General features: G+C 60.9%; 30 protein-coding genes and 1 pseudogene. 18 read left to right on the top strand and 13 right to left on the bottom strand.

Annotation, left to right across the window (positions count from 1 at the left end):
- Positions 1 to 67: 67 nt before the first annotated feature.
- Positions 68 to 592 carry a hypothetical protein gene (locus tag BLV09_RS08905; RefSeq protein ID WP_146687016.1) on the top strand — a complete coding sequence of 175 codons (525 nt, stop codon included), beginning with the start codon at positions 68 to 70 and terminating at the stop codon, positions 590 to 592.
- 124 nt (positions 593 to 716) lie between these two features.
- A complete protein-coding gene (locus BLV09_RS08900; protein ID WP_146687015.1) occupies positions 717 to 1,937 on the top strand; it encodes an MFS transporter in 1,221 nt (406 codons plus the stop codon).
- A gap of 34 nt (positions 1,938 to 1,971) precedes the next feature.
- Here the strand turns inward: BLV09_RS08900 and BLV09_RS08895 are convergent, their stop codons facing one another.
- The gene (locus BLV09_RS08895) at positions 1,972 to 2,646 is read right to left on the bottom strand and encodes a Vgb family protein (RefSeq protein ID WP_146687014.1); all 675 of its coding nucleotides are present in this window, start codon (positions 2,644 to 2,646) and stop codon (positions 1,972 to 1,974) included.
- Between the two features lie 107 nt (positions 2,647 to 2,753).
- On the bottom strand, positions 2,754 to 3,974 hold the full coding sequence (locus tag BLV09_RS08890) for a helix-turn-helix domain-containing protein (RefSeq protein WP_146687013.1): 1,221 nt from the start codon (positions 3,972 to 3,974) through the stop codon (positions 2,754 to 2,756).
- A gap of 144 nt (positions 3,975 to 4,118) precedes the next feature.
- Between BLV09_RS08890 and BLV09_RS08885 the strand changes: the two genes are divergently transcribed.
- The 3 genes from BLV09_RS08885 to BLV09_RS08875 all read left to right on the top strand — a co-directional run bounded on the left by BLV09_RS08885 (position 4,119) and on the right by BLV09_RS08875 (position 5,687).
- Positions 4,119 to 4,913, top strand: coding sequence for a DUF899 domain-containing protein (locus tag BLV09_RS08885; RefSeq protein WP_146687012.1), 795 nt, complete (start codon positions 4,119 to 4,121; stop codon positions 4,911 to 4,913).
- Complete coding sequence (locus BLV09_RS08880; protein ID WP_146687011.1) at positions 4,910 to 5,230, top strand: hypothetical protein; 321 nt, start codon at positions 4,910 to 4,912, stop codon at positions 5,228 to 5,230. The genes BLV09_RS08885 and BLV09_RS08880 overlap by 4 nt, the downstream gene beginning before the upstream one ends.
- A 106-nt stretch (positions 5,231 to 5,336) precedes the next feature.
- Entirely contained in the window at positions 5,337 to 5,687 is a 351-nt protein-coding gene (locus tag BLV09_RS08875) for a Lin0512 family protein (RefSeq protein WP_146687010.1), read from the top strand.
- 693 nt (positions 5,688 to 6,380) lie between these two features.
- On the opposite strand, the gene sdhA is transcribed toward BLV09_RS08875, so the two are convergent.
- The 4 genes from sdhA to BLV09_RS08855 form a co-directional block, all read right to left on the bottom strand.
- On the bottom strand, positions 6,381 to 8,177 hold the full coding sequence (sdhA, locus tag BLV09_RS08870; RefSeq protein WP_100381416.1) for a succinate dehydrogenase flavoprotein subunit: 1,797 nt from the start codon (positions 8,175 to 8,177) through the stop codon (positions 6,381 to 6,383).
- Positions 8,152 to 9,408, bottom strand: a complete 1,257-nt coding sequence (locus BLV09_RS08865; protein ID WP_244549151.1) for an MFS transporter — start codon at positions 9,406 to 9,408, stop codon at positions 8,152 to 8,154. The genes sdhA and BLV09_RS08865 overlap by 26 nt, the downstream gene beginning before the upstream one ends.
- Before the next feature lie 76 nt (positions 9,409 to 9,484).
- Positions 9,485 to 10,195, bottom strand: coding sequence for an SDR family NAD(P)-dependent oxidoreductase (locus BLV09_RS08860; RefSeq protein ID WP_146687008.1), 711 nt, complete (start codon positions 10,193 to 10,195; stop codon positions 9,485 to 9,487).
- Between the two features lie 326 nt (positions 10,196 to 10,521).
- Positions 10,522 to 11,457: a LysR family transcriptional regulator gene (locus tag BLV09_RS08855; RefSeq protein ID WP_146687007.1), complete on the bottom strand. Its 936-nt coding sequence runs from the start codon at positions 11,455 to 11,457 to the stop codon at positions 10,522 to 10,524.
- Positions 11,458 to 11,722: 265 nt separating this feature from the next.
- On the opposite strand from BLV09_RS08855, the gene BLV09_RS08850 reads away from it, so the two are divergent.
- Positions 11,723 to 12,439: a glutathione S-transferase N-terminal domain-containing protein gene (locus BLV09_RS08850; protein ID WP_146687006.1), complete on the top strand. Its 717-nt coding sequence runs from the start codon at positions 11,723 to 11,725 to the stop codon at positions 12,437 to 12,439.
- Positions 12,440 to 12,496: 57 nt separating this feature from the next.
- Here the strand turns inward: BLV09_RS08850 and BLV09_RS08845 are convergent, their stop codons facing one another.
- Together BLV09_RS08845 and BLV09_RS08840 are read right to left on the bottom strand one after the other, a co-directional pair.
- Positions 12,497 to 12,904: a PIN domain-containing protein gene (locus BLV09_RS08845; RefSeq protein ID WP_146687005.1), complete on the bottom strand. Its 408-nt coding sequence runs from the start codon at positions 12,902 to 12,904 to the stop codon at positions 12,497 to 12,499.
- On the bottom strand, positions 12,894 to 13,124 hold the full coding sequence (locus BLV09_RS08840) for an AbrB/MazE/SpoVT family DNA-binding domain-containing protein (RefSeq protein ID WP_100386825.1): 231 nt from the start codon (positions 13,122 to 13,124) through the stop codon (positions 12,894 to 12,896). The genes BLV09_RS08845 and BLV09_RS08840 overlap by 11 nt, the downstream gene beginning before the upstream one ends.
- A gap of 140 nt (positions 13,125 to 13,264) precedes the next feature.
- Here BLV09_RS08840 and BLV09_RS08835 point away from each other — a divergent pair, with 140 nt between their 5' ends.
- Complete coding sequence (locus BLV09_RS08835) at positions 13,265 to 13,846, top strand: 2'-5' RNA ligase family protein (protein ID WP_146687004.1); 582 nt, start codon at positions 13,265 to 13,267, stop codon at positions 13,844 to 13,846.
- A 6-nt stretch (positions 13,847 to 13,852) separates the two neighbouring features.
- Here BLV09_RS08835 and BLV09_RS08830 read toward each other — a convergent pair whose 3' ends face one another.
- The 3 genes from BLV09_RS08830 to BLV09_RS08825 all read right to left on the bottom strand — a co-directional run bounded on the left by BLV09_RS08830 (position 13,853) and on the right by BLV09_RS08825 (position 16,317).
- The gene (locus BLV09_RS08830) at positions 13,853 to 14,410 is read right to left on the bottom strand and encodes a disulfide bond formation protein B (RefSeq protein ID WP_146687003.1); all 558 of its coding nucleotides are present in this window, start codon (positions 14,408 to 14,410) and stop codon (positions 13,853 to 13,855) included.
- Between the two features lie 9 nt (positions 14,411 to 14,419).
- Entirely contained in the window at positions 14,420 to 14,578 is a 159-nt protein-coding gene (locus tag BLV09_RS37145; protein ID WP_167558664.1) for a DUF5993 family protein, read from the bottom strand.
- Between the two features lie 170 nt (positions 14,579 to 14,748).
- Entirely contained in the window at positions 14,749 to 16,317 is a 1,569-nt protein-coding gene (locus BLV09_RS08825) for a winged helix-turn-helix domain-containing tetratricopeptide repeat protein (protein ID WP_146687002.1), read from the bottom strand.
- A gap of 239 nt (positions 16,318 to 16,556) precedes the next feature.
- Here BLV09_RS08825 and BLV09_RS08820 point away from each other — a divergent pair, with 239 nt between their 5' ends.
- The 3 genes and pseudogenes from BLV09_RS08820 to BLV09_RS08810 all read left to right on the top strand — a co-directional run bounded on the left by BLV09_RS08820 (position 16,557) and on the right by BLV09_RS08810 (position 18,424).
- Positions 16,557 to 17,600: an alpha/beta fold hydrolase gene (locus tag BLV09_RS08820; protein WP_146687001.1), complete on the top strand. Its 1,044-nt coding sequence runs from the start codon at positions 16,557 to 16,559 to the stop codon at positions 17,598 to 17,600.
- Between the two features lie 77 nt (positions 17,601 to 17,677).
- Positions 17,678 to 17,937, top strand: a pseudogene (locus BLV09_RS37955) (Ohr family peroxiredoxin); the annotation flags it as partial.
- Between the two features lie 115 nt (positions 17,938 to 18,052).
- Positions 18,053 to 18,424 (top strand): ArsC family reductase, encoded by a 372-nt coding sequence (locus tag BLV09_RS08810; RefSeq protein WP_100381426.1) that lies wholly within the window; start codon positions 18,053 to 18,055, stop codon positions 18,422 to 18,424.
- Here BLV09_RS08810 and BLV09_RS08805 read toward each other — a convergent pair.
- Complete coding sequence (locus tag BLV09_RS08805) at positions 18,421 to 19,038, bottom strand: hypothetical protein (RefSeq protein WP_146687000.1); 618 nt, start codon at positions 19,036 to 19,038, stop codon at positions 18,421 to 18,423. The genes BLV09_RS08810 and BLV09_RS08805 overlap by 4 nt on opposite strands.
- Positions 19,039 to 19,043: 5 nt before the next feature.
- A complete protein-coding gene (locus BLV09_RS08800) occupies positions 19,044 to 19,646 on the bottom strand; it encodes a PAS domain-containing protein (RefSeq protein ID WP_244549010.1) in 603 nt (200 codons plus the stop codon).
- A 73-nt stretch (positions 19,647 to 19,719) separates the two neighbouring features.
- On the opposite strand from BLV09_RS08800, the gene BLV09_RS37140 reads away from it, so the two are divergent.
- The 8 genes from BLV09_RS37140 to BLV09_RS08765 all read left to right on the top strand — a co-directional run bounded on the left by BLV09_RS37140 (position 19,720) and on the right by BLV09_RS08765 (position 26,498).
- The gene (locus BLV09_RS37140; protein WP_167558554.1) at positions 19,720 to 19,890 is read left to right on the top strand and encodes a hypothetical protein; all 171 of its coding nucleotides are present in this window, start codon (positions 19,720 to 19,722) and stop codon (positions 19,888 to 19,890) included.
- 128 nt (positions 19,891 to 20,018) lie between these two features.
- Positions 20,019 to 20,774: an ABC transporter ATP-binding protein gene (locus tag BLV09_RS08795; RefSeq protein ID WP_146686999.1), complete on the top strand. Its 756-nt coding sequence runs from the start codon at positions 20,019 to 20,021 to the stop codon at positions 20,772 to 20,774.
- A 7-nt stretch (positions 20,775 to 20,781) separates the two neighbouring features.
- Complete coding sequence (locus BLV09_RS08790; protein WP_433994412.1) at positions 20,782 to 21,513, top strand: ABC transporter ATP-binding protein; 732 nt, start codon at positions 20,782 to 20,784, stop codon at positions 21,511 to 21,513.
- Between the two features lie 42 nt (positions 21,514 to 21,555).
- Positions 21,556 to 22,776, top strand: a complete 1,221-nt coding sequence (locus BLV09_RS08785; RefSeq protein ID WP_146686997.1) for an ABC transporter substrate-binding protein — start codon at positions 21,556 to 21,558, stop codon at positions 22,774 to 22,776.
- A gap of 68 nt (positions 22,777 to 22,844) precedes the next feature.
- The gene (locus BLV09_RS08780) at positions 22,845 to 23,708 is read left to right on the top strand and encodes a branched-chain amino acid ABC transporter permease (protein ID WP_146686996.1); all 864 of its coding nucleotides are present in this window, start codon (positions 22,845 to 22,847) and stop codon (positions 23,706 to 23,708) included.
- Between the two features lies 1 nt (position 23,709).
- Positions 23,710 to 24,678 carry a branched-chain amino acid ABC transporter permease gene (locus BLV09_RS08775; RefSeq protein WP_100381432.1) on the top strand — a complete coding sequence of 323 codons (969 nt, stop codon included), beginning with the start codon at positions 23,710 to 23,712 and terminating at the stop codon, positions 24,676 to 24,678.
- 155 nt (positions 24,679 to 24,833) lie between these two features.
- A complete protein-coding gene (locus BLV09_RS08770) occupies positions 24,834 to 25,478 on the top strand; it encodes a DUF47 domain-containing protein (RefSeq protein ID WP_100381433.1) in 645 nt (214 codons plus the stop codon).
- A 15-nt stretch (positions 25,479 to 25,493) separates the two neighbouring features.
- Positions 25,494 to 26,498 carry an inorganic phosphate transporter gene (locus BLV09_RS08765; RefSeq protein WP_100381434.1) on the top strand — a complete coding sequence of 335 codons (1,005 nt, stop codon included), beginning with the start codon at positions 25,494 to 25,496 and terminating at the stop codon, positions 26,496 to 26,498.
- Positions 26,499 to 26,526 lie beyond the last annotated feature (28 nt).

Raw genomic sequence — 26,526 nt, 5'->3', positions numbered from 1 at the left:
CATCAGAAGGGTCGCGTTTGGCCACGGTGTTCGAGGCCGCGTCGACCAAGGCCTGACAGGAGATCACATGTCGCCGGAAACCCTGTTCCAAATCCATCTCGTTTTCGGCTATGTCGCCTGGCTGCTGTGCTTCGGCGTGTACGTCTGGCCCAGGCTCAAGTTGATGGACCGGGTCGAAGCGCAGCGCGCCATTGCCACCTTGCACAGCTTCCGCTTCTTCGGGCTTGTCTTCATCCTTCCCGGCGTGGTCGGCGCCAATCTGCCGGCGGGTTTTGCCACCTTTTCGGCTTACACCGACTTCGCCACCGGAATACTGGCCATGCTGGCGCTGCTCACCGTCAGGATGCGTCCGTTGTTTTGGCTGTTCGTTCTGGCCTTCAATCTCGTCGGCGCGGTCGACATCATCGTCGACTACTACCACGCCGTCCGGCTTGATCTTCCGGCGCAGGCCGGCGAGTTCGGTGCCGCCTACGCGATCCCGATCATCTATGTGCCGCTGCTGATGATCACGCACGCGGCCGCATTTTATTTGCTGCTGCGTTCTCACTCAAACGCGGCTCCGGCTTTCACCGCCAACGCGGCGGTGTCTTAGCCCGGCTTGGGCTTGAGACGGTCGGCAGAGGTCGAAAAAATTTGCCCGCCCGTCTATATTTATGTCGGGTTCAGCTCCTCCCATTCGTCTTCCACCCAGAGACAAGCTGCATGGGAGACCAGGAATGACCAATTCTCGCTATCGCTGGGTGATCGTCGCGGCCGGCGGCCTGTTGGGCTGTGTCGCCATTGGCGGCATGTTCTCGCTGCCGGTGTTTCTGCAACCGATCGCGCGGGCTACCGGATGGTCGGTGACCGGCGTGTCCAGTGCCATGACGATTGGCTTTCTCGCCATGGCGTTCACCAGCATGATGTGGGGCACCTTGTCCGATCGGTTCGGGCCGCTGCCGGTGGTGCTGACCGGGTCGATCGTGCTGCCGGCGAGCCTCGCGCTGGCCAGCCAGGCGTCGTCGCTGCTCTCGTTTCAGATCATGTTCGGACTGATGGTCGGCGGCTCGATCGCTGCGATCTTTGCGCCGATGATGGCTTGCGTCACCGGCTGGTTCGATACGCATCGCAGCCTGGCGGTCTCGCTGGTTTCGGCAGGCATGGGGATGGCGCCGATGACTATGTCGCCGCTGGCCGCATGGCTCATCTCAAACCATGACTGGCGGACCTCGATGCAAATCGTGGCTGTCGTGGTCGCAGCCGTCATGATCCCGGTCTCGCTACTGGTGCGCCGCGCGCCGGCGCTTGAAAGCGAACATGCCGTTGCATCCGGCGACGGACAGCCGCAATCGGCGATGTCGCTGGCGCAAGCGCTGCGCTCGCCGCAATTCATCATCCTGCTCGCGACCAATTTCTTTTGTTGCGCCACGCATTCGGGTCCGATCATCCACACCGTGAGCTATGCGGTCACCTGCGGGATCCCGATGATCGCAGCCGTCACGATCTACAGCGTCGAGGGACTGGCGGGGATGGGCGGGCGTATCGCGTTCGGCCTGCTCGGCGACCGTTTTGGCGCCAAGCGCGTGCTGGTCTCGGGGTTGCTCGCTCAGGCGTTCGGTGCGCTTGCTTACGTCTTCGTGCGCGAGTTGGCCGCGTTCTACGCCGTGGCGGCGCTGTTCGGCTTCATCTACGCCGGCACCATGCCGCTCTATTCGGTGCTGGCGCGCGAGAATTTTCCACTGCGGATGATGGGCACCGTGATCGGCGGAACGGCTATGGCCGGCAGCCTCGGCATGGCCACAGGGCCGATCGCCGGCGGTTTGATCTACGACGCCTTCGCCAGCTACGCGTGGCTTTATATCGGCTCCTGGGCGGTCGGGCTTGGCGCGTTCCTGATGGCAATGACGTTCAGGCCGTTTCCCAAGGGTGAAGCCCAGCCCGAGCCGGTGCCGGCGTGACGCTGAATGTCGACAGCCGCGCAGGTCGCTTCGGCTACTTACGCGCGGGGGCGATCGGGTGGGTCGCCGCCGGCTTCGGAGACCGCTGGGGCCGGCGGACGGCTCGCAGCTTTCCGGTCTTTCCGCCCCCGCAGAACAACTGATCGGCGCCATCGGACTCGAGCCCCGACACACCCGTTCCGGGCGGCATGTCGAGCCTTTCCAGGACCTCTCCTGTTTGGGGGTCTATTCGCCTCACGTCGCTCTCGTCAGCTTCCCAGGTGCCGTGCCAAAGCTCGCCGTCGACCCAGGTTACTCCGGTGACGAAGCGGTTAGACTCGATAGTGCGAAGCGTCGTTCCTGTCTGGGGATCGATTTGAAGGATCTTCCGGTCCCGATATTGCCCCAGCCAGAGCGTTCCTTCGGCCCATGCGAGCCCCGAGCCGCCGCCGGGCGCCGGGATCGTGGCGAGCACGCGGCCGGTCTTCGGATCGATCTTCTGGATGCGGTCCTCGGCGAGCTGAAACAGGTGCCGCCCGTCGTACGCTGTCCCCGCATGCGCGGCGACATCGATCGAGCGGACCGTCTTGCCGCTCACCGGATCCAAGGCGTTCAGTTTGTCTCCGGACGCAAACCAGACGTGCTGACCGTCATACGAGACCCCATGCACGCCGTCGACGCCGGGAAAAGGTCCATATTCACGGAGAATTTCGGCCGCTGATCGATTCATGATTCCATCCTGGTGTGTTTTCGAATGAGATGGATTCCGGTCCGCGTGAAGAAAAGCGCATCGAAAAACCAGAGCCCGGTTTTGATTCAATCGGAACCGATATGACTCTAATCCCCCGGCACGGGATCGGGGAGTAACAAGGTCGTCGTGAATCCCGGCACGGGCGGGGTCATCCAGCGACGCGCGCGCCCGCGACCAAACGACTGCACCTTAGCTGCCGCCGCAAGCTGGTCGAGTGCCCTCTGCACGGTGCGCTGGCTGGCGCCGAGCGCCAGCGCCAGGGCCGAGCTCGACCATGACTCTCCGTCAGCCAGGAAGGCGAGCACCGCCGCATGCGGCTCGTCGGTCGGCCGCGCCAGCACGACGACCTCGCGGGCGCGGCGCGGCGTCAGCGCAAAACCTTGCTTTGTTGCGCTCACCCGAGCAATGCCCCTCAGCATGGTGCGAAGCCGCCCAACCTCCACCCGCAACCGGGCGCGATGCGATTCATCGGCGCGCTTGGCTCTGAAGGCCCGCGCAACGAGCGCGTCCCTCGACACGTCTTTGGGCCACGCCTCGCCCAGCGTGCGTGCGAGTGCGAACAGCACCGGACGCCTTGCGAGCGAGATCGCCATGCGCGGGTCCCGCACGACATGACGGCAGGCGTCAACGACGAGCGCTTTCGACGCTTGCAGCGCCTCGACCTCCTTCAGCAGGAGGAGGCGCTCCTTGCCGCTCGTAATCAGGCGCGCCGCCGGCGCGTTGAGCGCGAGAGACGCGGTTTCGACCTCTGCCGTCAGCGCGGAGATACCAGCCAGACGCGCGGCGCGCCCGGCCCGGGCGAGTGCCGCGTGCGCTGCCTTTGCCCGGAGGCGTCGCATCGCGATCCCCGCAACCACCAATTCGTGGGCGGCTCTTGACGCGGGGGGGAAGGGCGAGGGGTCGAGTTCGGCGAGCTTGCGTTCGGCCTCGTCAAGGCGCCCGATCAGGAGCAGGCGGCGGACTTCGAGATACCGCGCATGCGCGGCGTTGACCCGGTCGCCATCCGCTTCAAGCGTGGCCCGCGCCGCGTCGAGCGCCTTCGCGGGCCAGCCCAGGTCGCGCGAGACCAGCGCGATCTCGGCTTCGGCGACGACGCACCGCGCGCGGGCTACAGCCTCTTTTGCACCGAAGGCGCGCGCCGCACGTCGCACGAGCGCCTTCGCTCGAACGAGATCGCCGAGTTGCGCCATCGCGAGGCCTCGAAGCGCGAGCGCAGGCGCGTCATCGCGCAAGGCGACCCGGTTCAGGGCACCGAGGGGATCACCTGCCGCGAGTGCGCGTGCCGCGGCCGTGATCAGAGAGTCCATCGAAATCCCGTCATACTTGTAACTCCCACCATCCCAAGTCCCGGTGTCAAGCTAGCTCATCACAACATGAGCGATCGGCGGCGACGGAGTCGTGCTTCAGCCCGAAAGCCGAGCAGCTCGCCCAATTCGGAGGTTGCAACGACCATGACTAAATCACCTGAGAACGACCGCAAAGACGGACAGCCCGCCATGCACAGGCCACCGATCGTTTCACCGCAAGCGTGGGAGGCTGCGCGCCAGCAGCTGCTCGTGAAGGAGAAGGCCCAGATGCGGGCCCATGACGCGCTGGCCGCCGAACGCCGGCGGATGCCGTGGATGGCCGTGGAGCAGGCGTATGCGTTCGCGGGGCCGACGGGCATGGTGAGCCTGCTCGACCTGTTCGAAGGCCGGCGTCAACTGATTATCTACCGCGCCTTCTTTGAGCCCGGGGTGTTCGGTTGGCCCGAACATGCCTGCCGCGGCTGCTCCCTTGGGGCCGATCAGGTCGCCCACCTCGCCCATCTTAATGCCCGCGACACGACACTCGCGTACGCCTCGCGTGCACCACAGGCGGACATCGCGCGCCTGAAGGCGCGGATGGGCTGGAAGATGCCATGGTACACCATCATCGACAGCTTCGATGCCGACTTCGGCGTGGCTGAATGGCACGGCCACAACGTGTTCATCCACGACGGCGATCGCATATTTCGCACCTACTTCATCAATAGCCGCGGCGACGAGGCGATGGGGACCATCTGGAGCTACCTCGATGCGACGCCGCTCGGCCGCCAGGAGACGTGGGAAGACTCGCCGGAGGGCTACCCCCAGAGTCCGCCCTACAAGTGGTGGAACTGGCACAACAATTATGCCGCCGAGGCCTCGCCCGACCAGAAGTGGGTCGAGGTGTCGGACGCCGGAGAGGCCGCCTTCCGGAATCGCGACGCCGGCGCGAAGGCATGACCGACGCCTGTCACGCCAACTCGCCCGGCGGTGCGAGCCGTAATGAAGAGGCGGCCGCGCTCGGCATAGCTAAATGGTTAGGTCTTGCGGCGGCACCAAGCTTCGCCATCATGGCGCTGCTGACGGGTGTTTTTGGTGACGGGTCGCGCGACATGCTCTGCGTGGCGGTGGATGATGCGTCACCGCTGAGCGGGATGGTCCCGATGTACCTGCTGATGAGCGCCTTCCATTTGGCGCCCTGGCTGACACTGATCTCCGGCAGGGCTTCGAGACGAAGGAGGAGAAAAACGGCGCCGGAAAGCGCTTCAATGACTTGACGTCGAAAGCGCCGGGGACGATTGAATGAGGGTGGTTCGATCTTGATCGCATCACAATGGCTTTCAGGGATTGATATCTCTCTTTCAAACGACAACAGGAACTCTCATGGCACGTGTGCGCTGTCTCACCGAAATGGGCATGGGCGTCGATGTTCATGGGAAAGATGCCACCAAGGCTGCCAGGCGCGCGGTCTCGGATGCGATTCGGCACTCCAGCGTCGGTTTCTTCCGGATGGTGGGCAAGACGGCAAAAGACATGTTCGTCGATGTCACCATTGGCGTGCCGGACCCGAGCTCGGTTGACACCGCTGCGGTCGCGACGGAACTGCCTTACGGAACGGTGACGGTCACCGCGGTCAAAGGCGGGCTGGAGATTCCTGCCGAGAGTGGCGGCGACGCCATCATCATCGCCAACGCCGCCGTGATTGTAAGCCTCGACGACGGCGCGTCCGGCTAGACATCCCGGTCCCTTCGTTTCTATCGATTTTACCGATGCCCGAAAACTGCCCGTCGGGTGAGTCGGCTGTCCAGCCCAGCCTCGCAAAATATTTCGCTTTCGTATCGGATAAAAACATCTCTACAAGCCCGCCGTCCCACCCCTCAGAGGGGCGTATCGCGATCGTCACGGACGCGGGGCGGGATGCGGTGGCCGCGACAGTGTCGGCGCGTGAGAGGTGATCGCAGGGCGGACTCATGGTTCGTGAGCGATCTGCGCGCGCAGGACGAACGGCGCTTGTTGCGGACGGCGAAGTCGTGTGGTCCTGACGCCCCGACGCTGGCGTCAAGTTTTGCGGAAGGCGCATTCGCCCAACCGGGTTTGAGATGCGCCACTCATCCGCAAGCGACGGCGGCAAAAGAGCCCGGTCGCCGGGGAGAGCACGAAGGAAGCCGTTAAAACCATTGTGCAGGGAAAGCCGGATTGATCCGGTGAGCCTGTGGTGACTAACTCGTGTGCTTTTTGTTTTGCGCACGAGGCTGCGGGTGCATCGGACACCCGGCTTTCCCTGCGCCCTCTGTCATCAGGAGGACGATGTTCATGCAGGCCTCGGGCGCATCGCGCCGCGGGAACGCGGACGTATATCCTCTGCCCCTTAAAAATTGAATCAGGGATTGCGCCGAATTCGGCGCCGCCGCTTGTCGATTGCGCAACTTAGTACACGCGCTCTTTCGGCGGTATCGAGGCCACTTCGTTCGAGAACGGCTGCAAATGGACCGGCCGGTAGTCGAGCCGAACACGATCGTCATCGGCGAGCCAGGCGAGGGTGTGCTTGAGCCAGTTTTCATCGTCTCGCTTCGGAAAGTCTTCCCGCGCATGCGCACCGCGGCTTTCCGTCCGCCCGATCGCTGAATAAAGGCTCACGCTCGCCTGAGTGAGCATGTTGTCGAGTTCGAGCGTTTCGGCGAGATCGGAGTTGAAGATCATGGAATGGTCGGTGACGGCAAGGTCGGTGCGCATCATTGCAATGACTTCACTGAGCTTCTTCGAACCTTCCGCGAGCAGCGGTCCGTCACGGAACACGGCGCAGTGACGCTGCATGGTCCGCTGCATCGCCAGCCGGATAGTGCCGGCGCCGGTGCCGCCCTTGGACCATCTAATGCGATCGAGCCGGGCGATGGCGCGGTCGGTTGCGTCTTTTGCAATCGATGAGTGTCCCTCGCCCGGCCGAACCGTCTCTGTTACCCGGCGCGCGGCTGCGCGGCCAAACACGATGATATCGAGCAGCGAGTTGGACCCGAGCCGGTTGGCCCCATGAACCGAGACGCAAGCGGCTTCGCCGATCGCGATCAGTCCGGGAACAGCGGTTTCGGGATCGCCGTCGCGTTTTGTCACGACCTCGCCATGCAGATTGGTCGGCACGCCGCCCATGTTGTAATGGACAGTCGGCAATACCGGGATCGGCTCGCGCGTCACGTCGACGCCTGCGAAAATCCTCGCCGTCTCGCTGATCCCGGGCAGGCGTTCATGCAGTAGCTCCGCGCCGAGGTGCTCGAGGTGAAGCAGGATGTGATCCTTCAGCGGGCCGCAGCCGCGGCCCTCGTTGATTTCGATCGTCATCGAACGGCAGACGACGTCCCGCCCAGCCAGGTCTTTGGCGCTCGGAGCATAGCGTTCCATGAACCGCTCGCCCGTGGAGTTGGTGAGATAGCCGCCTTCGCCGCGCGCGCCTTCGGTGATCAGGCAGCCGGAGCCGTAGATCCCGGTGGGATGAAACTGGGTGAACTCCATGTCCTCGAGCGGCAGCCCGGCGCGCAGCGCCATGGCGTTGCCATCGCCGGTGCAGGTGTGGGCGGCGGTGCAGGAGAAGTAGACGCGCCCGTAACCGCCGGTGGCCAGGACCGTGCGATGGGCACGGAAGCAGTGCAGCGTCCCGTCCTCCATGTTCCAGGCAAGCAGGCCGCGGCAGGTGCCGTCATCGTCCATCAGCAGGTCGAGCGCGATGTATTCGACAAAGAACTCGGTGTTGTGCTTCAGGCACTGCTGGTAGAGCGTATGCAGGATGGCGTGGCCGGTTCGGTCGGCCGCTGCGCAAGTGCGTTGCGCCATCGTCTTTCCGTACGCGATGGTCTGACCGCCAAAGGGACGCTGATAGATCCGGCCGTCGTCGGTGCGCGAGAACGGAACGCCGTAATGTTCCAGCTCCAGCACCGCCGGCACCGCCTCGCGGCACATGTACTCGATGGCGTCCTGGTCACCGAGCCAGTCAGAACCCTTGACCGTATCGTACATATGGAAACGCCAATCGTCGCCGTCGCCCATGTTGCCGAGCGAAGCCGCCATGCCGCCTTGCGCTGCCACAGTATGACTGCGCGTCGGGAACACCTTCGTGATGCACGCTGTGCTCAATCCCGACGACGCCATTCCCAAGGCCGCACGCAGCCCGGCGCCGCCGGCACCGACGATCACCACGTCATGGCGGTGCTCAATGATTTCGTAAGCCTGTGTCATCGCGATGTTTCCGATTAACTGTCAGAGCCATGACGAGATCGATGGCGAGCCCCAGAGTCACGGCGGCACCGCCCAGACGAAATAAGAGCAGATAGTCATGGCCGCCGCTACGCTCAAAGAGCCAGGAAAAGCCATAGGCCGCCGCGGCCTGGAACAGGGCAAAGCTGGTCGTGGCGTGTCCCCAGGCGGCGCGCTGCTGCTCGACGCTATGCGGAAGCAGCTCATGGATGCGTCCGAGGACAAGCGGCACAATGCCGGGCGTGAAACCACCGATGATCAAGCTCGACACGATCAGGAAAACCGGCGTCGTGCTGATCGCGGGAAGGAAGACGGCTATCGCCTGAACCAGAAAGGAGACGCGCAAGGCTGGCCCGAAGCCGGCCCTGTCGGCGAGATGGCCTGTCATCAGCGGTCCGACGATCGCGCCGAGGCCGTAGAAGACCCAATATTGCGATCCTGCTGATATGCCCTGGCCAAGACCGCGCGCGACGAAATCGACAATGAAGACCATATGCGGCACGAGTGCGCAGGCATTCAGGCCGTATTCGAGCAGCAACGCCCGGACGGCATAGGATTGTCGATGGTGATGCGGGTGATGCGGAGCGTAAGCGGAAGCGGCCGCTCCAGTTTCCTTCGGCCAGCTTGTCCAGCTAATCAGCGTCAGCAGGCCGGACAACACACCCAAGCCATACCAGCTCTCCTGCAACCCCTGTCGCAGAAGCAGCGGCACCAGTGTCCCTGACGCCGCGATGCCGAGGCCGACCCCAGCGAAGATCACGCCGCCGACGATGCCACGCTTTGCCGGCGAGGTGTGCGGCAGCACCGTCGAAGCGGCGAGCACCATGATCACGCCGCCGGAGAGACCGGCCAGGAAACGCCAGGCGAAGAACCAGAGGAACGACACCGGGGTGGAACACGCAAAGCACGAGAGCGTGGCGAGCACCATCATCGCACGCAGCGCCCAGGCCGCATTGATACGCGCCGCGATCGGCCGGGCCAGTAGCGCGCCGGCGAGATAGCCGGCGAGGTTCGCTGCGCCGAGATAGACGACATCGGATGGGCTGAACCACTTGGCCGCGATCAGCGCGGGAATGAGCGGAGTATAAGCGAACCGCGCCAATCCGAGCCCGACGAGCGATGAGCATAGCCCCGCAATTGCAAACCGCCACGTCGATCCTGCCTGCTTGTGACCGTGGGGGTGAGCGAGGCGCCGATCGCGGCCGATGTTCATATTCATTACTGTGAGGCCGTTCTGTGGTCCGCCTCGCGCACAAGACACGCGTCGGTGAGTTGAAACGCGGCTTGATTCAATGGCCGGCGTTCTGTCCGCCGTCGACATGCAGGATTTCGCCTGTCACGAAGCCCGCGGATTCGAGAAACAGCACGGCATCGACGATGTCGCCGATCTCGCCCATGCGGCCAAGCGGATGAAACTTGGCGAGCGCCTCATACGTCTTCGGCGGATGCATTGGCGTCTGGATGATGCCGGGGGCAACGGCGTTCACGCGAACGCCTCGTCCGGCATATTCTATCGCCAGAGATTTCGTGACCGAGTTCAGGCCACCCTTTGTCAGCGAGGCGAGAGCGGATGGGCTCTTCGAATTCGCCTGATCAACGAGGCTTGTCGTAATATTGACGATGTGTCCGGAGCCCCGCCGCGCCATTTCCGCAATCACGCCCTGCGTAATATGGAAAAAGCCGGCCAGATTGGTCGAGAGCATGTTGATGAAGTCAGTCTCCGTGTAATCGGAGAATCGCTTGCCGATGAATATTCCGGCGTTGTTGATCAACGTATCGATGCGGCCAAACTGGCGCATCCCTTCATCGATGATCTGTTTTGCGGTATCCGGCTTCGAAATGTCCCCGGCGATAGTCAGGACGTCGGGATCGTCCGACGGCTTGATCGATCGCGAGTTTGCAACAACGCGATAATTCCGATCATGGAACCCCTTCACGAGTCCCGCGCCAATGCCCTGCGATGCACCTGTGATAACAGCGACTTTCCGCTCTGTGCTCATGATACGCCTCCTGTTAGATGACGATTTCTGGCGAAACGACTCGCGGCATCTCCTGCTATCGGTCTGCAGTTCGCGGGGGGCGAACGGTGAGGGTACTTGCCGGCGCCGGGCCTTCTCGGGATATGTCGCTCACTGCTCGTTCGGAAACGAGCACGCAAAATCCCCCACGCCGATCCTAACCCGACCAGCGCAGCGCACAGCGTTCCAGTTGCGGGCCGCCATGTGGCCTGCGCCGTCAGGGAAAATGGTTTGAACCGATCGCTGCCGATGTTCGTGTCCATGAGGCCGTAGGTATGGCCCCTGCATCGTCAGCGGTAGCAAGTAGTTCAGATGGGAGTCATCTCCGGCAGCGATGACGTATTGCGCAGCCGCGATCTCGATGCTTCCGCGGTCGCTGCAGGTGATGGCCGTGCCGTCTGCAAAAAGGCCGACATCGCGGCGGAGAAATAAGCATCTGCGCGTCGAATGAAGACCGTGTCGACCATCTCGGCGCGCTGCGGCGGGCTGAACGTCGTGACCTCACAGTCACGCACCGCACGCATCACGACGCCTTTGGGCAGCAGCGAGATGCCCATACCGGCCGCTACGCAGCCGATGATGCCTTCAATGGTGCCCATCTCCATCACCCTGAACTGGACGACGCCGGCTTCCGTCAGGATGCTCTCCAACTGGCGGCGATAGGCGCAGTCAGAGCGCAAGACGACGATCCTCAAATCGGTCTTTTCCGTCAGCTCAGCAAAACTGCGAGTTCTTGGGGAGGCGATGATCACCATCTGCTCGCGGAAAATCGTCTCCGCCAGCAACTCGGGATGGTCTACCGGACCCGCGACCAGAGCGCCGTCGAGTTCCCTGTTCAGGACGGCCTGCGTAAGCGACGGGGTTGTTCCGGTGACAAGCGAGAGGTCAACATCTGGAAAAGCGCTGGTATAGGCCGCCAGGACAGCCGGCAGCCGAAGTCCGGCCGTCGTCTCCATGCTGCCGATCGCCAGCGGACCTCTTGGCGTCCCGTTATCCTGGACGGCCTGCTTCGCCTGGCGCAGAAGATCGACGATCTTGATCGCAAAAGGGCGCAGGCGGTGGCCAGCCGCGGTCAAGGTCACGCCCCGGCTATGACGCTCAAAGAGAGGAAACCCCAGTTCCTGCTCAAGTTCGCGCAAATGCGCCGTCACATTCGACTGGACGGTATTCAGTTCAGTTGCCGCGCGTCCAATGGCGCCAGCGCGGGCGACGGCCTCGAATATCTTCAGGTCTTTGTCGTTCACAGCAACCTCCAACCGGTTCGCTATCCGAAGACCATATATTGGCTGAATGTAGGTGCACAGCATGGTGAGCGCCAGCTTCTGTTGGTCTTCCCGTCATTACACCATCACCGCCAGACGCAGCATTGACAGATCACCCAAGTCGACCGATTGAGCTCGACAATAGCTAAAGGTGACAGATCATTGGATTGACAAACTTCCTTTGAAATCAAATCGTGCCATCTTCCGCTCAAAGCCCATGTAAAGTTGCTATCGAGGTGAACCGATAATGACACCTGTTCCGTCAGATCTGTCCAGTTTTCCGATCACCGGGCGTTGGCCGGCAAAACATCCTGATCGGCTGCAATTGTATTCGTTGCCGACGCCGAACGGCGTCAAGGTTTCGATCATGCTGGAAGAGATCGGGCTGTCGTATGAGGTGCATCTCGTCGACTTCAACAAGGATGATCAGAAGACGCCGGAATTTTTGTCACTCAATCCGAACGGCAAGATCCCGGCCATCATCGATCCGAACGGACCAAGCGGCGCACCGCTCGGCCTGTTCGAGTCCGGTGCGATCCTGCAATATCTCGCCGAGAAAACCGGAAACCTTCTACCGACCGACGCTGCGCGCCGATACCAGACCATTCAGTGGGTGCATTTTCAGATGGGCGGGGTCGGGCCGATGTTCGGCCAGGTCGGTTACTTCCACAAATTTGCCGGCCGGGAGATTGCGGACAAACGTCCGCTCGAGCGCTATGTCGCGGAATCGAAGCGCCTGCTCGGCGTGCTTGAAGGTCATCTTGATGGACGGCACTGGATGATGGATGACGAATACACGATTGCCGATATCTCTCTGCTCGGCTGGGTGCGCAACCTCATTGGCTTCTACGGCGCACGTGAACTTGTCGCGTTCGACAGTTTGAAGCACGTCCCGGCCTGGCTGGAGCGCGGACTTGCACGGCCTGCGGTACAGCGCGGGTTGGAGATTCCGAAGCGACCGTGAGCGGCCGTTGCTGCCTGTTCCGCATTCGATCGCGTGCGGTGACACCGACCGATGGCATCAACGCGTCGTGCTAAACGGACTGACGATGCGTAGGCGGCCGTCGAGTACCATCCCGTGCTGCATATCCTCCGACCAGAGCGTGTCGCAGTCGGCATGAAGCGCCGAGGCGGCGATCATCGCATCGTAGATCGAGAGATTGTAGCGCTCGGCCAGCGCCAATCCCGTGTCGTGTGTTTCGACGGCGACGGGATGGACAACTAACAGGCCACGTAACAGCGACAGAAAAGCATGAGTGTCCTGCCACGACATCCGCATTTTTCGGCGAGCGACATTGGCCAACTCGTTGAGAACCTGCACGCTGATCGCACCGCCGTTACCAATAATCGCCTCCGCGTGGTCGGCCTTTATCGGGTCGCTGGATGCGATGTAGATGAGAATATTGGTATCGAAGAAACTACCGGGCATTCGCATCGTCCCGGTCGAACTTGAAATCGGAAGGAAGACGTCCCCGGAAGGCACGAAGCCGATTCAGTAATTCCGAACGGCCAGGTTTTCGCGCGACAGCGAGTTCCCGTTCGTCGGCGACATGGATTTCGATCTCATCGCCCTCCTTGAGGCCCAGCGCGGCGACCACAGCGGCGGGAAGGCGGATGGCGAGACTATTGCCCCATTTGGCGACCTGCATGTTGCTCTCCAAGAAAACGATAGATATACAGAAACAAAAATGTATATCCCGGATAGATTTAGTGATCAAGAAAAACCGGGATTTTGCATTGACGCGCTCTTGTTCATGATATGTTCTTTAGCGGTAAAGGAACACGAAAAATGCATGAACAGCTTTGGTTTTCGGGATTTGAGCCCAAACCGCCACGGCACAGTCTGTTTTTCGGCCTACTCGCGCCAACGGATTCGGCCACGATAATCACGAAGGCCGCCGACGATTTGCGACATGGATTTGGGTTAGATGGTCGCCTGATCGCTCCCGAACGGCTTCATGTCTCGCTTCACGCCATTGGTGGATTTGATTGCCTGCCCAACTTCATTATCGAAAAAGCATACGAAGCCGGATCGATGGTCTCGGCGTCGAGATTTTCGCTAATATTTGATAGCGTCGTGAGCTTCGATAACAACCGCGCGAAGCGGCCTTTTGTTTTCCTTCCGGGATACGATCTTGCGCGGCTCTTCGCGCTTCATGACGTGCTTGGCAAGGCGATGAAACGAGCCAGGATGGGACGATACCCAAGGTCACGTTTCACGCCGCACATGACGTTGCTTTACGACAGCCGAATGGTAGCGGCGCGGCCTATAAAGCCTATCGGAATGGAAGTTTACGATTTCGTTCTCGTGGATAGCCTGGTTGGTCAAAGTCGATATATCGAGTTGGCGCGGTGGCCGCTGCAGGCCTGATCCCGATCAAAAGGCGTGTCTCAGTAACTCATACACCACCGGATCCTCCGCGCAGGCGCCGAGGCCGCATTCCAGCAGCGTCGAGACGACGTTCAGCGCGGTCAGACCGATCACCAGCCACACCGCCGCCGTCGCGAACGCGCCGGGTGCAACAAATTCTGCCGTGGCATCCTGTTCGAACTGGCGGTCGAACAGCAGCACGATCGCAAGCAGGACGATGGCCGCGGCGAAGCCGATCAAGGCCAGGGTGTAATAATGGTAGCCGAGCAATGCGGTGCCGAAGCCTGCGTCTCCCGGCATGATGTGCAGCAGGATCTGGCGCGTCGAAAAAGCCATCCCGACGACGGCGGCCAACAGCGACAGCGCATAGTGGCTGGGGCGTGGCCCCCAGCGGACATTCAAGATCGGGCCGATCGCCAGCATCGCGAACTGGATGCGCTGAAGCAGGCACAGCGGGCAGGGCAGTTCATGCAGCAGCAGTTGCGCCGCAAACGCCGCGGTGAGGACCAGCGCCACAGCGTAGAGGCCGAGCGCATTGAGGGTGACGGCGAGCGCGCGGGTCATGCATGCACCTCAGAACGACAGCTTCAGCGTGTCGGTCGCATGGTGCAGATAGGTTGCGACGGAGACGAGCAGGACAGCCGCGAACAGGGTCAGTGCGAGCGATCGCGGGCCGCGCCAGGCCACCAGCATCACCACGATGATGGCTAGAAATAGTGCGGTGAATTCCATTGTCGCCCCCGATGCAAGCAAGCCTTTCGAAACCCTACAATGCGCGGCCTGACAGCGCCATTCCGGTTCGGCGCTGGTTCAACACAAATAGATTCATGTGGCACGGCTGCTGTTAATGCGTTGCAGCGAGAGTTGGAGAGTCCAAAGCGGCGGTGACTGAGCGCGCCAAATCACTCGGGCAATCCGGCAGATCTCAGCGCCTCGGCATAGGTCCTTGCCATGGTTTCCAGCGGCACTGGAATTCGCGTGAGAAACCCCGAGATCGTCAGCTCGGGCTCGATCTTCAGTAATTCCTGCACGACCTGTTCGGCTCGATCACGCTGCCCGGTTTGGACGAGAGCAACCGCCAGCGCGCGAAGCGCCACTGCGAAACGCCGATTCTGGACCAGCGCTTTTTCCGCCCAGCTGACGGCCTCGGGATAGTTCTGATCGATGATCGCGGCGATGGCCATGGCTCCCGACATGAACCAGCCGCGCGGTTCGCGGGGGCTGAGCCTTAGCGCACGCTCGATCATCCGGCGGCCTGTGGCCTGATTGCCGCGCATGGTTTCGATCCAGCCGCCCAAGGTCAGCGCCATGGCGCAGTTCGGATTGGTCATCAGGGAGCGGTTAAAGAGTTCGCGCGCCGACTCTCTCTGCTCCGACATGTTCCAGATCGCGAACGCCGCCATCCACAGAACCTGCGCGTCATTCGGTGCCAACTCGACCGCGCGCCAGGCGAGCTTCACGCCCTTGGTGCGTTGCGTATCGTCCTGCGGCCATCCCTGGAAATGGCGCAGGGCGTGGTAATAAGCCGCCGTTGCCATCGCCGGAGCGTAGGTCGGATCGATCGTCAGCGCCTGGTCCAGGTAATCCAGCGCGGTGGTCATGCTTTCGATCGTGAATTCGTATTCCAGTCGATAGGCGCGCAGCAGCAGGTCGTAGGCGTCGAGCTTGTTCGGCCGGCTGTGCTTGCGCCGCTCGACCTCGGCATACTGCAACGTCGGCTCGATCGCAGCCACGACGCTCTCCGTGATCCGATCCTGGAGTTCGAAGACATCGGTCAGATCACCGTCGAACCGGTCGGCCCAAAGGTGCACGCCGGATATCGCATCGATCAGCTGGCCGCTGATCCGCAGCCGTTCACCGCCGCGACGGACACTGCCTTCCAGTACATAGTTCACCCCAAGCTCGCGCCCGACGCGGCGGATATCGACCGCCTGGCCCTTGTAGGTGAAGGAGGAGTTTCGGGCGATGACGAACAGTCCGCTGCAGCGCGATAGCGCTGTAATGATATCTTCGGCCATCCCGTCGGCAAAATAGTCCTGCTCCGGATCTCCGCTCATGTTGGTGAAAGCAAGGACCGCGATCGACGGCCCCTCCGGGTCGGCCATGCGCGGCTTCACGCTTTCCAGCACTGCTTCCATCATCGGTCCCGACGAAGGAGGAGATTCTTCCCGGACCTCGCCGACGAAACGGAAACCTTTGCGCGGAAAGGTTCGGATCAGGAGTTGCTCTTCGCCGTTGTCGCCGATCGCGGCGCGCGCCGAGTTTACGCGGCTGCTGAGCGTCGCCTCCGAGACGATGCGTCCCTGCCAGACGGCGGCAAAAAGATCGTCCCGGCTCACCACGCGCTCGCGCGCCCGGATGAGGAATTCCAGGAGATCGAAGACCTGTGGTTCGACCGCAACAAGAACGTTACCGCGGCGTAACTCGCGGCGGTCGGTATCAAGGGCGAAATCGTTGAAATGGTAGAGCAAGATGGGCCCCGCTGGCCGTGCCAACTGAGTTCCCCAGCCTAGCACACCCTCTACCGCAAAAATCATGGCGGTCTGAAGGATAAATCCATCCCATCTTGAAGCGCGCGTCCCGGCGCTCGGGCACCATCACCCCCATCCCAGTGCCAGCACCGGCCTGCTTACGGAAGTTCGAGCACCCCGATAGACTTTGTGTCTGGTGGGGCGGACTTCCAAGCCATTTTCGAACAGAGGAGATCGAAATGTCCCAGGAAATCAACCATCACCGCCGCCGCTTTTTCGGTGTTGCGGCCGGGACCATTGCTGCCGCCCAGTTCGGCATCATCGGGTCTGCGAACGCCAAGACAAAACCGGCGCAACTGGCGGCGATCAAGCCGGGCACGAATACGTCATTCGCGTCACTGAAGCAGATCGACGCCGGCCTTCTGAATGTCGGTTACGCAGAAGCCGGTCCTGCCGACGGTCCTGCGGTCATCTTGCTGCACGGCTGGCCCTACGACATTCACAGTTTTGTCGATGTAACTCCGCTGCTGGCGCAGGTCGGCTACCGGGTCATCGTCCCGTATCTGCGCGGCTATGGTACGACGCGCTTTCTTTCGAATGAAACGGTCCGGAATGGCCAGCAGTCGGTCGTCGCAATCGATATCATCGCTTTGATGGACGCGCTCAAGATCGAGAAGGCGACCATCGCCGGGTTCGACTGGGGCGCGCGGACGGCCTGTATCATCGCGGCGCTGTGGCCGGAGCGCTGCAAGGCCCTGGTCTCCGTGAGCGGTTACCTGATCGGCAGCCAGGAAGGCGGCAAAGCGCCATTGCCGCCGAAGGCGGAACTGCAATGGTGGTACCAGTATTATTTTGCCACAGAACGCGGCCGCGTTGGTTACGACAAATACCGGCACGATTTTTCCAAGCTCATCTGGCAGATCGCGTCACCGAAGTGGGATTTTGATGAGGCGACCTTCGATCGTAGCGCGAAGGCCTTCGACAATCCGGATCAGGTCGCCATCGTGATCCACAATTACCGCTGGCGGCTCGACCTCGCTGAGGGCGAGTCGAAATATGACGACCTGGAAAAGCGGCTTGCCGAAGCGCCTGTGATCACGGTGCCAACGATTACCATGGAAGGTGATGCCAATGGCGCGCCACATCCGGAGCCCAGTTCCTACGCCAAGAAATTCTCGGGCAGATATTCGCACCGGAACATCAAGGGCGGCATTGGGCACAATCTGCCGCAGGAAGCGCCGCAGGCCTTTGCCGAAGCAGTTGTCGACGTCGCCGAAAGTTGATCGGCGTGAGTAGAGTATCTTGCGGGACTGACATGAGCAGCTCGCAAGATTCACTGATCAAGAGTCACTGCAAGAACGCCGCCGGCTGGTCGACCTGCTTTGAAGGGGCGACGGGCATTGCGGCCCGCAAAAGGAAAATCACGCTGCCGGCTGACCTCGCGATCGATGCCGAAGTCGATTTGTGCATGACGGGCGGGGCTTACTTTCTTCAAGCCCGCCTCAAGTCAGCCTGCCCGGTGTGGAGCGCGACGTCGCCAAAGCCCTGACGGACGAGGCGCACCAGACATGTCCTTATTCCAAAGCTGTCTGCGGCAACATCGACGTCACGATTAACCTGGTCTGGCGCGGCTGCGGACGAATTCACGCCTATCCACAGGATGAATGGTCACGTTCGCCTTGCGCTGGGGCTGCGCTGCAATGATACATGGCGGGACAGGTCAGGGAGGACGAACTTGCCCGCTACCATCTATGGCATCAAGAACTGCGACACCATGAAGAAGGCCCGCGCCTGGCTCGACAGCCATGGCGTGGCTTACGACTTCCATGACTACAAGACCGAAGGGATCGCGAAGGACAAGCTCAAGCAGTGGAGCGACGAACTCGGCTGGGAGACCCTTCTCAACCGTGCGGGCACCACGTTTCGCAAATTACCCGACGCCGACAAGGAAGGTCTGAACGAGCGGAAAGCGCTCGCGCTGATGTTGGCGCAGCCTTCCATGATCAAGCGGCCGGTGCTTGATCTCGGCGGCAAACGGGTCGTTGGATTCAAGCCGGAAATCTACGCCAAGGAAGTGGCGCCGTCGGCAAGATCGAGGAAAGCCTAGTTCAGCTCGATGACGTCGTCTGGTGCGCCCCGTCTACCTGGGCCGTGGACGACATCGATGTCGATGACGGCGCGCACCACGCTGACCGGCACAGCCTTTGACCTGACGCCCATCAGGTTGTTGATCTTGAAGCCACCCTCGATGCTGATCGCCTTGTAGGAGCCGACGATCTGCTCGACATGCCCAGTGCTTCCAAACGGCAACAGCAGCCGCTCATAGGAGACATCCTTGCCGTCCGCATCCTGCACGATCGAGATCGTGTAAGTCGGGCGCTTTCGCGACAGCAAGGTCCGATAACAGGGGATTACACGTGCATACCGGTCCGGTCCGATCGCATCATCGAGATAGCGATTGGTCCGCTGCTCGGGGTTGTCGTTTCCGTAGGCGGCAGCCAGTGTCTCGCCCTCCAGCGTGATCAGGAAACGGGCACTGTCTCCTTTGCCCTCGACGCGATAACCCATCATATCGGCCAACTCGCCCGCAATGTCGTCCGGCTGGAAATCGGAGATGACGGGCAGGGACCGCGGATGGCGAGATGCGCGCAGCCACGCGTTCAAGAGAACACGTTGCTTGATGGATCGGACCACCGAAGGATTGGCGCTCTCGAATTCCATTCGAGCTAGTCGAATTCGATCACGTCGGCGGCGGGAATCCGTCCGGGCGCGCGGTGGAACAGGTCGCGATCGATAACAGAGCGAAGTATGGGTGTCGGCAACGTGTCGCTCCCCCGCATCAAATTCTTGATTTCGAAACTGCCATCTTCGCTGATGGTTTTCAGTGAGGCGATGATATGGGTGACGTCGCCGCTATCGGAGAATGGCAGCAGCAGGCGTTCGTATGCTACGATTCGCCCGTAGATGTCATCGATATTGGCGATGGTATAGACGGGAAGTGCGCGCTTCACACATTCATAATAGACCGGCATCACGATGGGCATAAGTCTGGCACCCAGATACTCGTCGAGATATCGGCCCTTTCCGGTGTTGCCGTAGGCGCTCGACATGCGCGTGCCGTCGCTCTCGATCGTCAAACGCGGAAGCTCTTGGGTGGTGTCGACGGTATAATAGACCATGTCCGGAAGTTCATCGGCGAGCCGCGAGGGCTGATACTCTTCGATGCGCGGTATCTTCCGGTCGCGGGCATATAGCCGCAACCAGGTGTTGAGCAGATCTCGCTGCTTGATCGATTTGACGATCGTTGGGTTCGCGCTCTGAAAATCCAAGGCTGCAATCCGTTTTCGCCGCAAATGCCAAACCATCGGCCTTAGCGGCAAATTTTCGATAAAAAAGATCCAATTGCGTGAAAACACCGTTAATGAATGCTTTGCGCCCGGCTGGAGCGCGCTGCCAAAAGTTCCGGCAAAATCGTTGATGGTGCCCTCGGGTAATTCGACTAATGGCGAAGCCATGCCTGTGCTGGCTTGGCCGGAGGCCGAGCTTTCGACCTTGCGTAAACCAAGCCGTTGACGGCATATTCCGGGCCGGAGGCGGCAGCCCGAGGCGGATTTTAGGGCGTCTTAGGAGAACCTGCCGGTTAACAAAAAATTAGCCACGCGCGAGGGGATTCGCGGCGGCGGCTGATGGGGGAAATTTGATTGGCCGATGACTTCATTCTTGAAACCCACGGATTAACCAAGGAATTCGCGGGTTTCTTTGCCGTTCGCGACGTTGGCCTTCGGGTCCGCCGTGGCAGTATTCATGCGTTGATCGGGCCGAACGGGGCCGGAAAAACCACGTGCTTCAATCTGTTGACCAAATTCCTGAGGCCTTCGGCCGGCCAAATTCTGTATAAGGGACAGGATATTACCGCCATGGCGCCGGCTGACGTGGCGCGTCTCGGCCTGGTTCGATCGTTCCAGATTTCGGCAGTGTTTCCGCATTTGACCGCGCTCGAGAATGTACGGGTGGCGCTACAGCGCCAGCATGGACATTCGTTTGATTTCTGGCGCTCGAAAACCGTGCTCGACCGGTTCAACGGCCGTGCCCGCGAATTGCTTGACGATGTCGGCCTCAGCGAATTTGCGAGTACGCCGGCGGTCGAGATGCCCTATGGACGCAAGCGCGCGCTCGAAATCGCGACGACGCTGGCGCTCGACCCGGAAATGATGCTGCTCGATGAGCCGATGGCCGGCATGGGACATGAAGACATCGACAAGATCGCCGCGCTGATCAAGCGCATCTCGGCGAAGTACACGATCCTGATGGTCGAACATAATCTGAGCGTGGTCGCTAATCTGTCCGACATCATCACCGTGCTGACGCGCGGTCGTGTGCTTGCGGAAGGTAATTACGCCGACTTGACCAAGGATGAGCGCGTCAAGGAAGCCTATCTGGGGGCCGGTCATGGCTGATTTGAAAATGGCCGATGCCGCGACAACGTCCGCCGCAGGCAAGCCGGTGCTGACCGTTCAGGATCTGCAAGCCTGGTACGGCGAGTCCCATATCCTTCACGGCGTCAACTTCAACGTAAACGCCGGTGAAGTCGTCACGCTGCTCGGGCGCAATGGCGCCGGCAAGACGACGACGTTGAAATCGGTGATGGGAATTATCGGCAAGCGTACCGGTTCGATCCGTTTCAACGATCAGGAAATCTGCCGGACCTCGTCGGACAAGATCGCACGCCTCGGCGTCGCCTTTTGCCCGGAGGAGCGCGGAATTTTTGCGAGCCTCGACGTCCGCGAAAACCTGATGTTGCCACCGGTCGTGCGCAGCGGCGGCCTGTCGCTGGATCAGATCTTCGATCTGTTTCCCAATCTCAAGGAACGGCTCAACAGCCAGGGCACCAAATTGTCGGGCGGCGAACAGCAGATGCTGGCGATCGCCAGAATCCTGCGTACCGGCGCCCGCTTCCTGATGCTGGACGAGCCGACCGAAGGCCTTGCGCCGGTCATCATTCAGCAGATCGGCCACACCATCGCGCGGCTCAAGTCGGAAGGCTTCACGATCCTTCTGGTCGAACAGAATTTTCGTTTCGCCTCGACGGTCGCCGATCGCTACTACATCGTCGAACACGGCAAGATCATCGACGGTTTCGCCAATGCGGACCTGCAAGCCAATATGGAAAAACTTCACACCTATCTCGGCGTCTGAAAAAGCAACGAGAAGAAAATCGAAAATGGAGGCAATACTAATATGAAGAATAAAATTTCCACGTTGTTATTTGGTACGGCGCTTTTGTTCGCCGCCGGGAATCTCGCCTTTGCGCAGGATAAGACGGCGAAGATCGGCGCCCTGAGCGATCAATCAGGCCTCTATTCCGATCTGGGCGGTCCCGGTTCGACGTTAGCGGCGCAAATGGCTGTCGAGGATTCCGGCCTGACCGGCAAGGGCTGGAAGATCGACATCATCTCCGGCGATCATCTCAACAAGCCCGACGTCGGCGTGAATATCGCGCGTCAATGGTTCGATGTCGAAAAGGTCGATGTCATCGTCGACGTGCCGAACTCCGGCGTCGCGCTGGCGGTCAGCAATCTCGTGAAAGAGAAAAACGGGATCCTGCTCGACTCCGGCGCAGGAAGTTCGGATTTGACGAATGCGCAGTGCACGCCGAACACCATCCACTGGACCTACGACACCTATACGCTGGCGCATGGCACCGGCACGGCGCTGACCAAGGCCGGCGGCGATAGCTGGTTCTTCCTCACGGCCGATTATGCCTTCGGTGCCGCGCTTGAACGCGACACCACCGCGGCGGTGCAAACCTCAGGTGGCAAGGTGCTCGGCGGCGTCAAGCATCCGCTCGGCACGTCGGATTTCTCGTCGTTCCTGCTGCAGGCGCAGGCCTCGAAAGCCAAGATCATCGGCCTTGCCAATGCCGGCGCCGATACCACGACGGCGATCAAGCAGGCGGCCGAGTTCGGCTTGACCCAGGGAGGCCAGAAGCTTGCGGCGCTGCTGCTGTTCATCAGCGACGTTCACTCGCTCGGCCTCAATACGGCGCAGGGCCTCAACTTCACCGAGACCTTCTACTGGGACATGAACGACCAGACCCGGGCGTTCTCCAAGCGTTTCCAGGAGCGCATGAAGAATCACACCATGCCGACCATGGTGCATGCCGGCGTCTATTCGAGCTTGCTGCATTACTTCAAGGCGCTGGAAGCCCTCGGCGGCAATCCGCATGACGGCGCCAAGGTCGTCGCCAAGATGAAGGAAATTCCGACCGACGATCCGTTGTTCGGCAAGGGCAGCATTGAGCCGAACGGTCGCACGATTCACCCGGCCTATCTTTTCGAGGTCAAGAAGCCGTCGGAGTCGAAGGGGCCCTGGGACTATTACAAGCTCGTTGCCACCATTCCGGCCGACGAAGCCTTTACACCGCTGGACAAGAGCACCTGTCCCTTGTTGAAGAAATGATCCCCGACGTTCGGCGGCATTGTGCCGCCGAACGTTTCGTATCGAGATGCTGAGCGCGAGAAAGATTCATGCAGGCCCTCTACGCCCAACTCCTGGTCGGACTGATCAACGGCTCGTTCTACGCGCTGCTCAGCCTCGGGCTGGCCGTGATCTTCGGCATGCTCAACATCATCAATTTTGCGCATGGCGCGCTCTATATGATGGGTGCGTTCTGCGCGTATTTCCTGCTGAACCTTGCGAATATCGGTTACTGGCCGGCGCTGATCCTGGCTCCGATCATCGTCGGCATCTTCGGCATGATCCTCGAGCGGACCATGCTGCAATGGCTGTCCGGTCTCGATCATCTCTACGGATTGCTGCTGACATTCGGATTGGCGCTGATCATTCAGGGCGTTTTCCAGAATTATTTTGGTTCATCCGGGTTGCCGTATTCGATCCCCGATGAACTCAAGGGCGGCATGAATTTGGGATTCATGTACCTGCCGATCTATCGCGGCTGGGTGGTTATCTTCTCCCTCGTGGTGTGCCTGCTCACCTGGTATCTGATCGAGCGGACGCGGCTCGGCGCTTATCTGCGCGCCGCCACCGAAAATCCGACGCTGGTGCGCGCATTCGGCATCAACGTGCCGCGGATGATCACGCTGACCTACGGGCTTGGCGTCGGCCTCGCCGCGCTGGCGGGCGTGTTATCGGCTCCAATCAACCAGGTTAGGCCGCTGATGGGCGCCGACCTGATCATCGTCGTGTTCGCCGTCGTGGTGATCGGCGGCATGGGTTCGATCATGGGATCGATCATCACCGGCTTTGCGCTTGGCGTGATCGAGGGACTGACCAAATATTTTTACCCCGAAGCCTCCAACACAGTTGTATTCGTGCTGATGGTGCTGGTGTTGCTTGTGAAGCCTTCGGGATTGACGGGACGGGCGAGCTGACATGACGGTCACAACTGACGACACCATACCGATGACCGCGCATGGCATTCGCGATGAAATGATCGCGTTTGGCATCATGACCGCGCTGTTGCTGATCGTGCCGTTTACCGGCGTCTATCCTTTCTTCGTGATGCAGGCGCTGTGCTTCGCGCTGCTGGCCTGCGCCTTCAACCTGCTGATCGGCTATGGCGGACTGCTGTCCTTTGGCCACGCGATGTTTCTGGGAACAGCGGGCTACGTTTCGGCGCACGCGCTGAAGGTCTGGGGTCTTTCGCCCGAGCTTGGAATTCTGGTCGGCACGGCCGCCGCGGCCGGACTTGCCGTCATTACCGGTCTCGTCGCCATTCGCCGCCAGGGCATCTATTTTGCGATGATCACGCTCGCTTTGTCGCAGCTGTTGTATTTCATCTATCTGCAGACACCGTTCACCCACGGCGAAGACGGCATTCAGGGCATCCCTCAAGGATACATGTTCGGGGTGCTCAATCTCGGTAACCCGACCGTGCTTTATTACGTCATTCTCGGCGGATTCCTGATCGGCTTTCTGCTCATTTTCCGCACCATCAACTCGCCGTTTGGCGAGGTGCTGAAATCGATCCGGGAAAACGAGCAGCGCGCGATCTCGCTGGGCTACAAGACCGATCAATACAAGCTGCTTGCCTATATTTTGTCCGGAACGCTGGCGGGGCTTGCCGGCGCGCTGAAGGTATTTGTGGCGCAAAATGCTTCGCTGACCGATGTGCACTGGAGCATGTCGGGCGAAATCGTGCTGATGACGCTGGTCGGGGGTCTCGGCACCATTTTTGGTCCGGTCGCCGGCGCCTTCGTGATCATCGCCATGCAGCAATATCTGGCCGGCTTCGGTCAGTGGGTAACGGTGATCCAGGGCGTGATCTTCGTGATTTGCGTATTGACGTTTCGCCGGGGACTTGTCGGCGAAATCGCCCACTACTTCCGGCTGTCCCTTTAGGCGGGACCGCTTTCCGGGACATTTCCTGATCGTACAAAGCGGTGGATGAATGGGTTCCCGTGGCGGACCGCTGGGCGCTTTCCCCTTAAATCGTTCTATGACAGTTATGTGACGGGCCGCTTTGGCCGCCACTTCTTCAACGACGGACACTTCAGATGCTGCGCTGGTTTCGTGCCTTTTTGCCCAGGGAGGAGCGGTTTTTCGATCTGTTCGCCAGGCACTCCAAAACGGTCGTGCAGGGCGCATTGGCGTTGCAGGACATGCTGCGCGGCGGAGATGAGACGCTGGTGTGTTGCCAGCGCGTCAATCAGTTCGAGAATGATGCCGACAATATCACCCGCGAGGTGCTGACCGCGGTGCGGCGAACCTTCATCACGCCGTTCGATCGCGTTGATATCAAGAATCTCATCACGTCGATGGACGATGCCATCGACCAGATGCAGCAGACCGCCAAGGCGGTGGTGTTGTTCGAGGTTCGCACCTTCGAACCGCCGATGCGGGAAATCGGCACGCTGCTGGTCGAGTGCGCCAATCTGGTTGGACGCGCGCTGCCGCTGATGCAATCGATCGGCGAAAACGTCGCGATGCTCACCGCGATCACCGAGGAACTGACCAAGCTGGAAGGCCGGGTCGACGATCTCCACGATATCGGACTGAAGGAGTTGTTCCTCAAGCATCGCGACGCCAACGCGATGGATTTCATCGTCGGCGCGGAAATCTACGACCACCTTGAGAAAGTCGCCGATCGTTTCGACGACGTCGCCAACGAGATCAACAGTATCGTGATCGAACAGGTATAGGGCAGGGCCGCGCCGGTGGACACCACGCTTGGTCTTCCTATTCTGGTCGGGTTAATCGCCGTCGCGCTGCTGTTCGACTTCCTCAACGGCTTGCACGACGCCGCCAATTCGATTGCAACCATCGTCTCGACCCGGGTGCTGCGGCCGCAATACGCGGTGCTGTGGGCGGCGTTCTTCAATTTCGTCGCCTTCGGCGTATTCGGATTGAACGTGGCGCAAACGATCGGCGTCGGCATTATCGAGCCCAGCGTGATCGATGCGCAGGTGATCTTCGCCGCGCTGATGGGCGCGATCGTCTGGAACCTGATTACCTGGGGGTTGGGAATTCCCTCCAGCAGCTCGCACGCGCTGATCGGCGGCTTGGTCGGCGGCGGAATGGCCAAGGCGGGCGTTTCGGCCGCGGTCTGGAGCGGCCTGTCGAAAACATTGCTCGCGATTGTGCTGTCGCCGCTGGTGGGATTCCTGCTGGCACTGGTGCTGGTCGCGATCGTGTCCTGGGCCTCGGTACGCTCGACGCCGTTCGCGGTCGATCGTGCATTCCGAATCCTGCAATTCGCTTCGGCGTCGCTGTACTCACTCGGACATGGCGGCAATGACGCACAGAAAACCATGGGCATCATCGCCGTGCTGCTGTTCTCGCAGGGGCATCTCGGTGAGCACTTTTTTGTGCCGTTCTGGGTGGTGCTGGCCTGCCAGGCCTCGATGGCGCTGGGCACGCTGATGGGGGGATGGCGGATCGTTCGCACCATGGGCCTGAGGATCACAAAGCTGACGCCGATGCAGGGGTTTTGCGCCGAGACCGGGGGTGCTGCGACCCTGTTCATGGCGACCTTTCTGGGAGTTCCAGTTTCGACAACACACACCATCACCGGCGCCATCGTGGGCGTCGGCGCCGCGCGGCGTGCCTCCGCCGTACGCTGGAACGTGGCGAGTTCGATCGTCTATGCTTGGGTGATCACGATTCCTGCCGCAGCCACCGTCGCGGCGCTGGCGTATTGGGCGGCCTCCCTGGTGCGGTAGGCAAACCCCGGCGACTGGAGTTCGGCGG

Source organism: Bradyrhizobium canariense, assembly GCF_900105125.1.
GTDB classification, from domain to species: Bacteria; Pseudomonadota; Alphaproteobacteria; order Rhizobiales; family Xanthobacteraceae; genus Bradyrhizobium; species Bradyrhizobium canariense_A.
Note: the sequence above shows the minus strand (reverse complement) of the source record. Positions and strands in the feature narration are given on the sequence as shown.

What these genes read in the sequence shown, in the direction of transcription:
- BLV09_RS08905 (WP_146687016.1), top strand. Translation starts at nt 68, where the DNA reads ATGTCGCCGGAAACCCTGTTCCAAATCCATCTCGTTTTCGGCTATGTC.
- BLV09_RS08900 (WP_146687015.1), top strand. Translation starts at nt 717, where the DNA reads ATGACCAATTCTCGCTATCGCTGGGTGATCGTCGCGGCCGGCGGCCTG.
- BLV09_RS08895 (WP_146687014.1), bottom strand. Translation starts at nt 2,646, where the DNA reads ATGAATCGATCAGCGGCCGAAATTCTCCGTGAATATGGACCTTTTCCC.
- BLV09_RS08890 (WP_146687013.1), bottom strand. Translation starts at nt 3,974, where the DNA reads ATGGACTCTCTGATCACGGCCGCGGCACGCGCACTCGCGGCAGGTGAT.
- BLV09_RS08885 (WP_146687012.1), top strand. Translation starts at nt 4,119, where the DNA reads ATGACTAAATCACCTGAGAACGACCGCAAAGACGGACAGCCCGCCATG.
- BLV09_RS08880 (WP_146687011.1), top strand. Translation starts at nt 4,910, where the DNA reads ATGACCGACGCCTGTCACGCCAACTCGCCCGGCGGTGCGAGCCGTAAT.
- BLV09_RS08875 (WP_146687010.1), top strand. Translation starts at nt 5,337, where the DNA reads ATGGCACGTGTGCGCTGTCTCACCGAAATGGGCATGGGCGTCGATGTT.
- sdhA (WP_100381416.1), bottom strand. Translation starts at nt 8,177, where the DNA reads ATGACACAGGCTTACGAAATCATTGAGCACCGCCATGACGTGGTGATC.
- BLV09_RS08865 (WP_244549151.1), bottom strand. Translation starts at nt 9,408, where the DNA reads ATGAACATCGGCCGCGATCGGCGCCTCGCTCACCCCCACGGTCACAAG.
- BLV09_RS08860 (WP_146687008.1), bottom strand. Translation starts at nt 10,195, where the DNA reads ATGAGCACAGAGCGGAAAGTCGCTGTTATCACAGGTGCATCGCAGGGC.
- BLV09_RS08850 (WP_146687006.1), top strand. Translation starts at nt 11,723, where the DNA reads ATGACACCTGTTCCGTCAGATCTGTCCAGTTTTCCGATCACCGGGCGT.
- BLV09_RS08845 (WP_146687005.1), bottom strand. Translation starts at nt 12,904, where the DNA reads ATGCCCGGTAGTTTCTTCGATACCAATATTCTCATCTACATCGCATCC.
- BLV09_RS08840 (WP_100386825.1), bottom strand. Translation starts at nt 13,124, where the DNA reads ATGCAGGTCGCCAAATGGGGCAATAGTCTCGCCATCCGCCTTCCCGCC.
- BLV09_RS08835 (WP_146687004.1), top strand. Translation starts at nt 13,265, where the DNA reads ATGCATGAACAGCTTTGGTTTTCGGGATTTGAGCCCAAACCGCCACGG.
- BLV09_RS08830 (WP_146687003.1), bottom strand. Translation starts at nt 14,410, where the DNA reads ATGACCCGCGCGCTCGCCGTCACCCTCAATGCGCTCGGCCTCTACGCT.
- BLV09_RS37145 (WP_167558664.1), bottom strand. Translation starts at nt 14,578, where the DNA reads ATGGAATTCACCGCACTATTTCTAGCCATCATCGTGGTGATGCTGGTG.
- BLV09_RS08820 (WP_146687001.1), top strand. Translation starts at nt 16,557, where the DNA reads ATGTCCCAGGAAATCAACCATCACCGCCGCCGCTTTTTCGGTGTTGCG.
- BLV09_RS08805 (WP_146687000.1), bottom strand. Translation starts at nt 19,038, where the DNA reads ATGGAATTCGAGAGCGCCAATCCTTCGGTGGTCCGATCCATCAAGCAA.
- BLV09_RS08790 (WP_433994412.1), top strand. Translation starts at nt 20,782, where the DNA reads ATGGCCGATGCCGCGACAACGTCCGCCGCAGGCAAGCCGGTGCTGACC.
- BLV09_RS08785 (WP_146686997.1), top strand. Translation starts at nt 21,556, where the DNA reads ATGAAGAATAAAATTTCCACGTTGTTATTTGGTACGGCGCTTTTGTTC.
- BLV09_RS08780 (WP_146686996.1), top strand. Translation starts at nt 22,845, where the DNA reads ATGCAGGCCCTCTACGCCCAACTCCTGGTCGGACTGATCAACGGCTCG.
- BLV09_RS08775 (WP_100381432.1), top strand. Translation starts at nt 23,710, where the DNA reads ATGACGGTCACAACTGACGACACCATACCGATGACCGCGCATGGCATT.
- BLV09_RS08770 (WP_100381433.1), top strand. Translation starts at nt 24,834, where the DNA reads ATGCTGCGCTGGTTTCGTGCCTTTTTGCCCAGGGAGGAGCGGTTTTTC.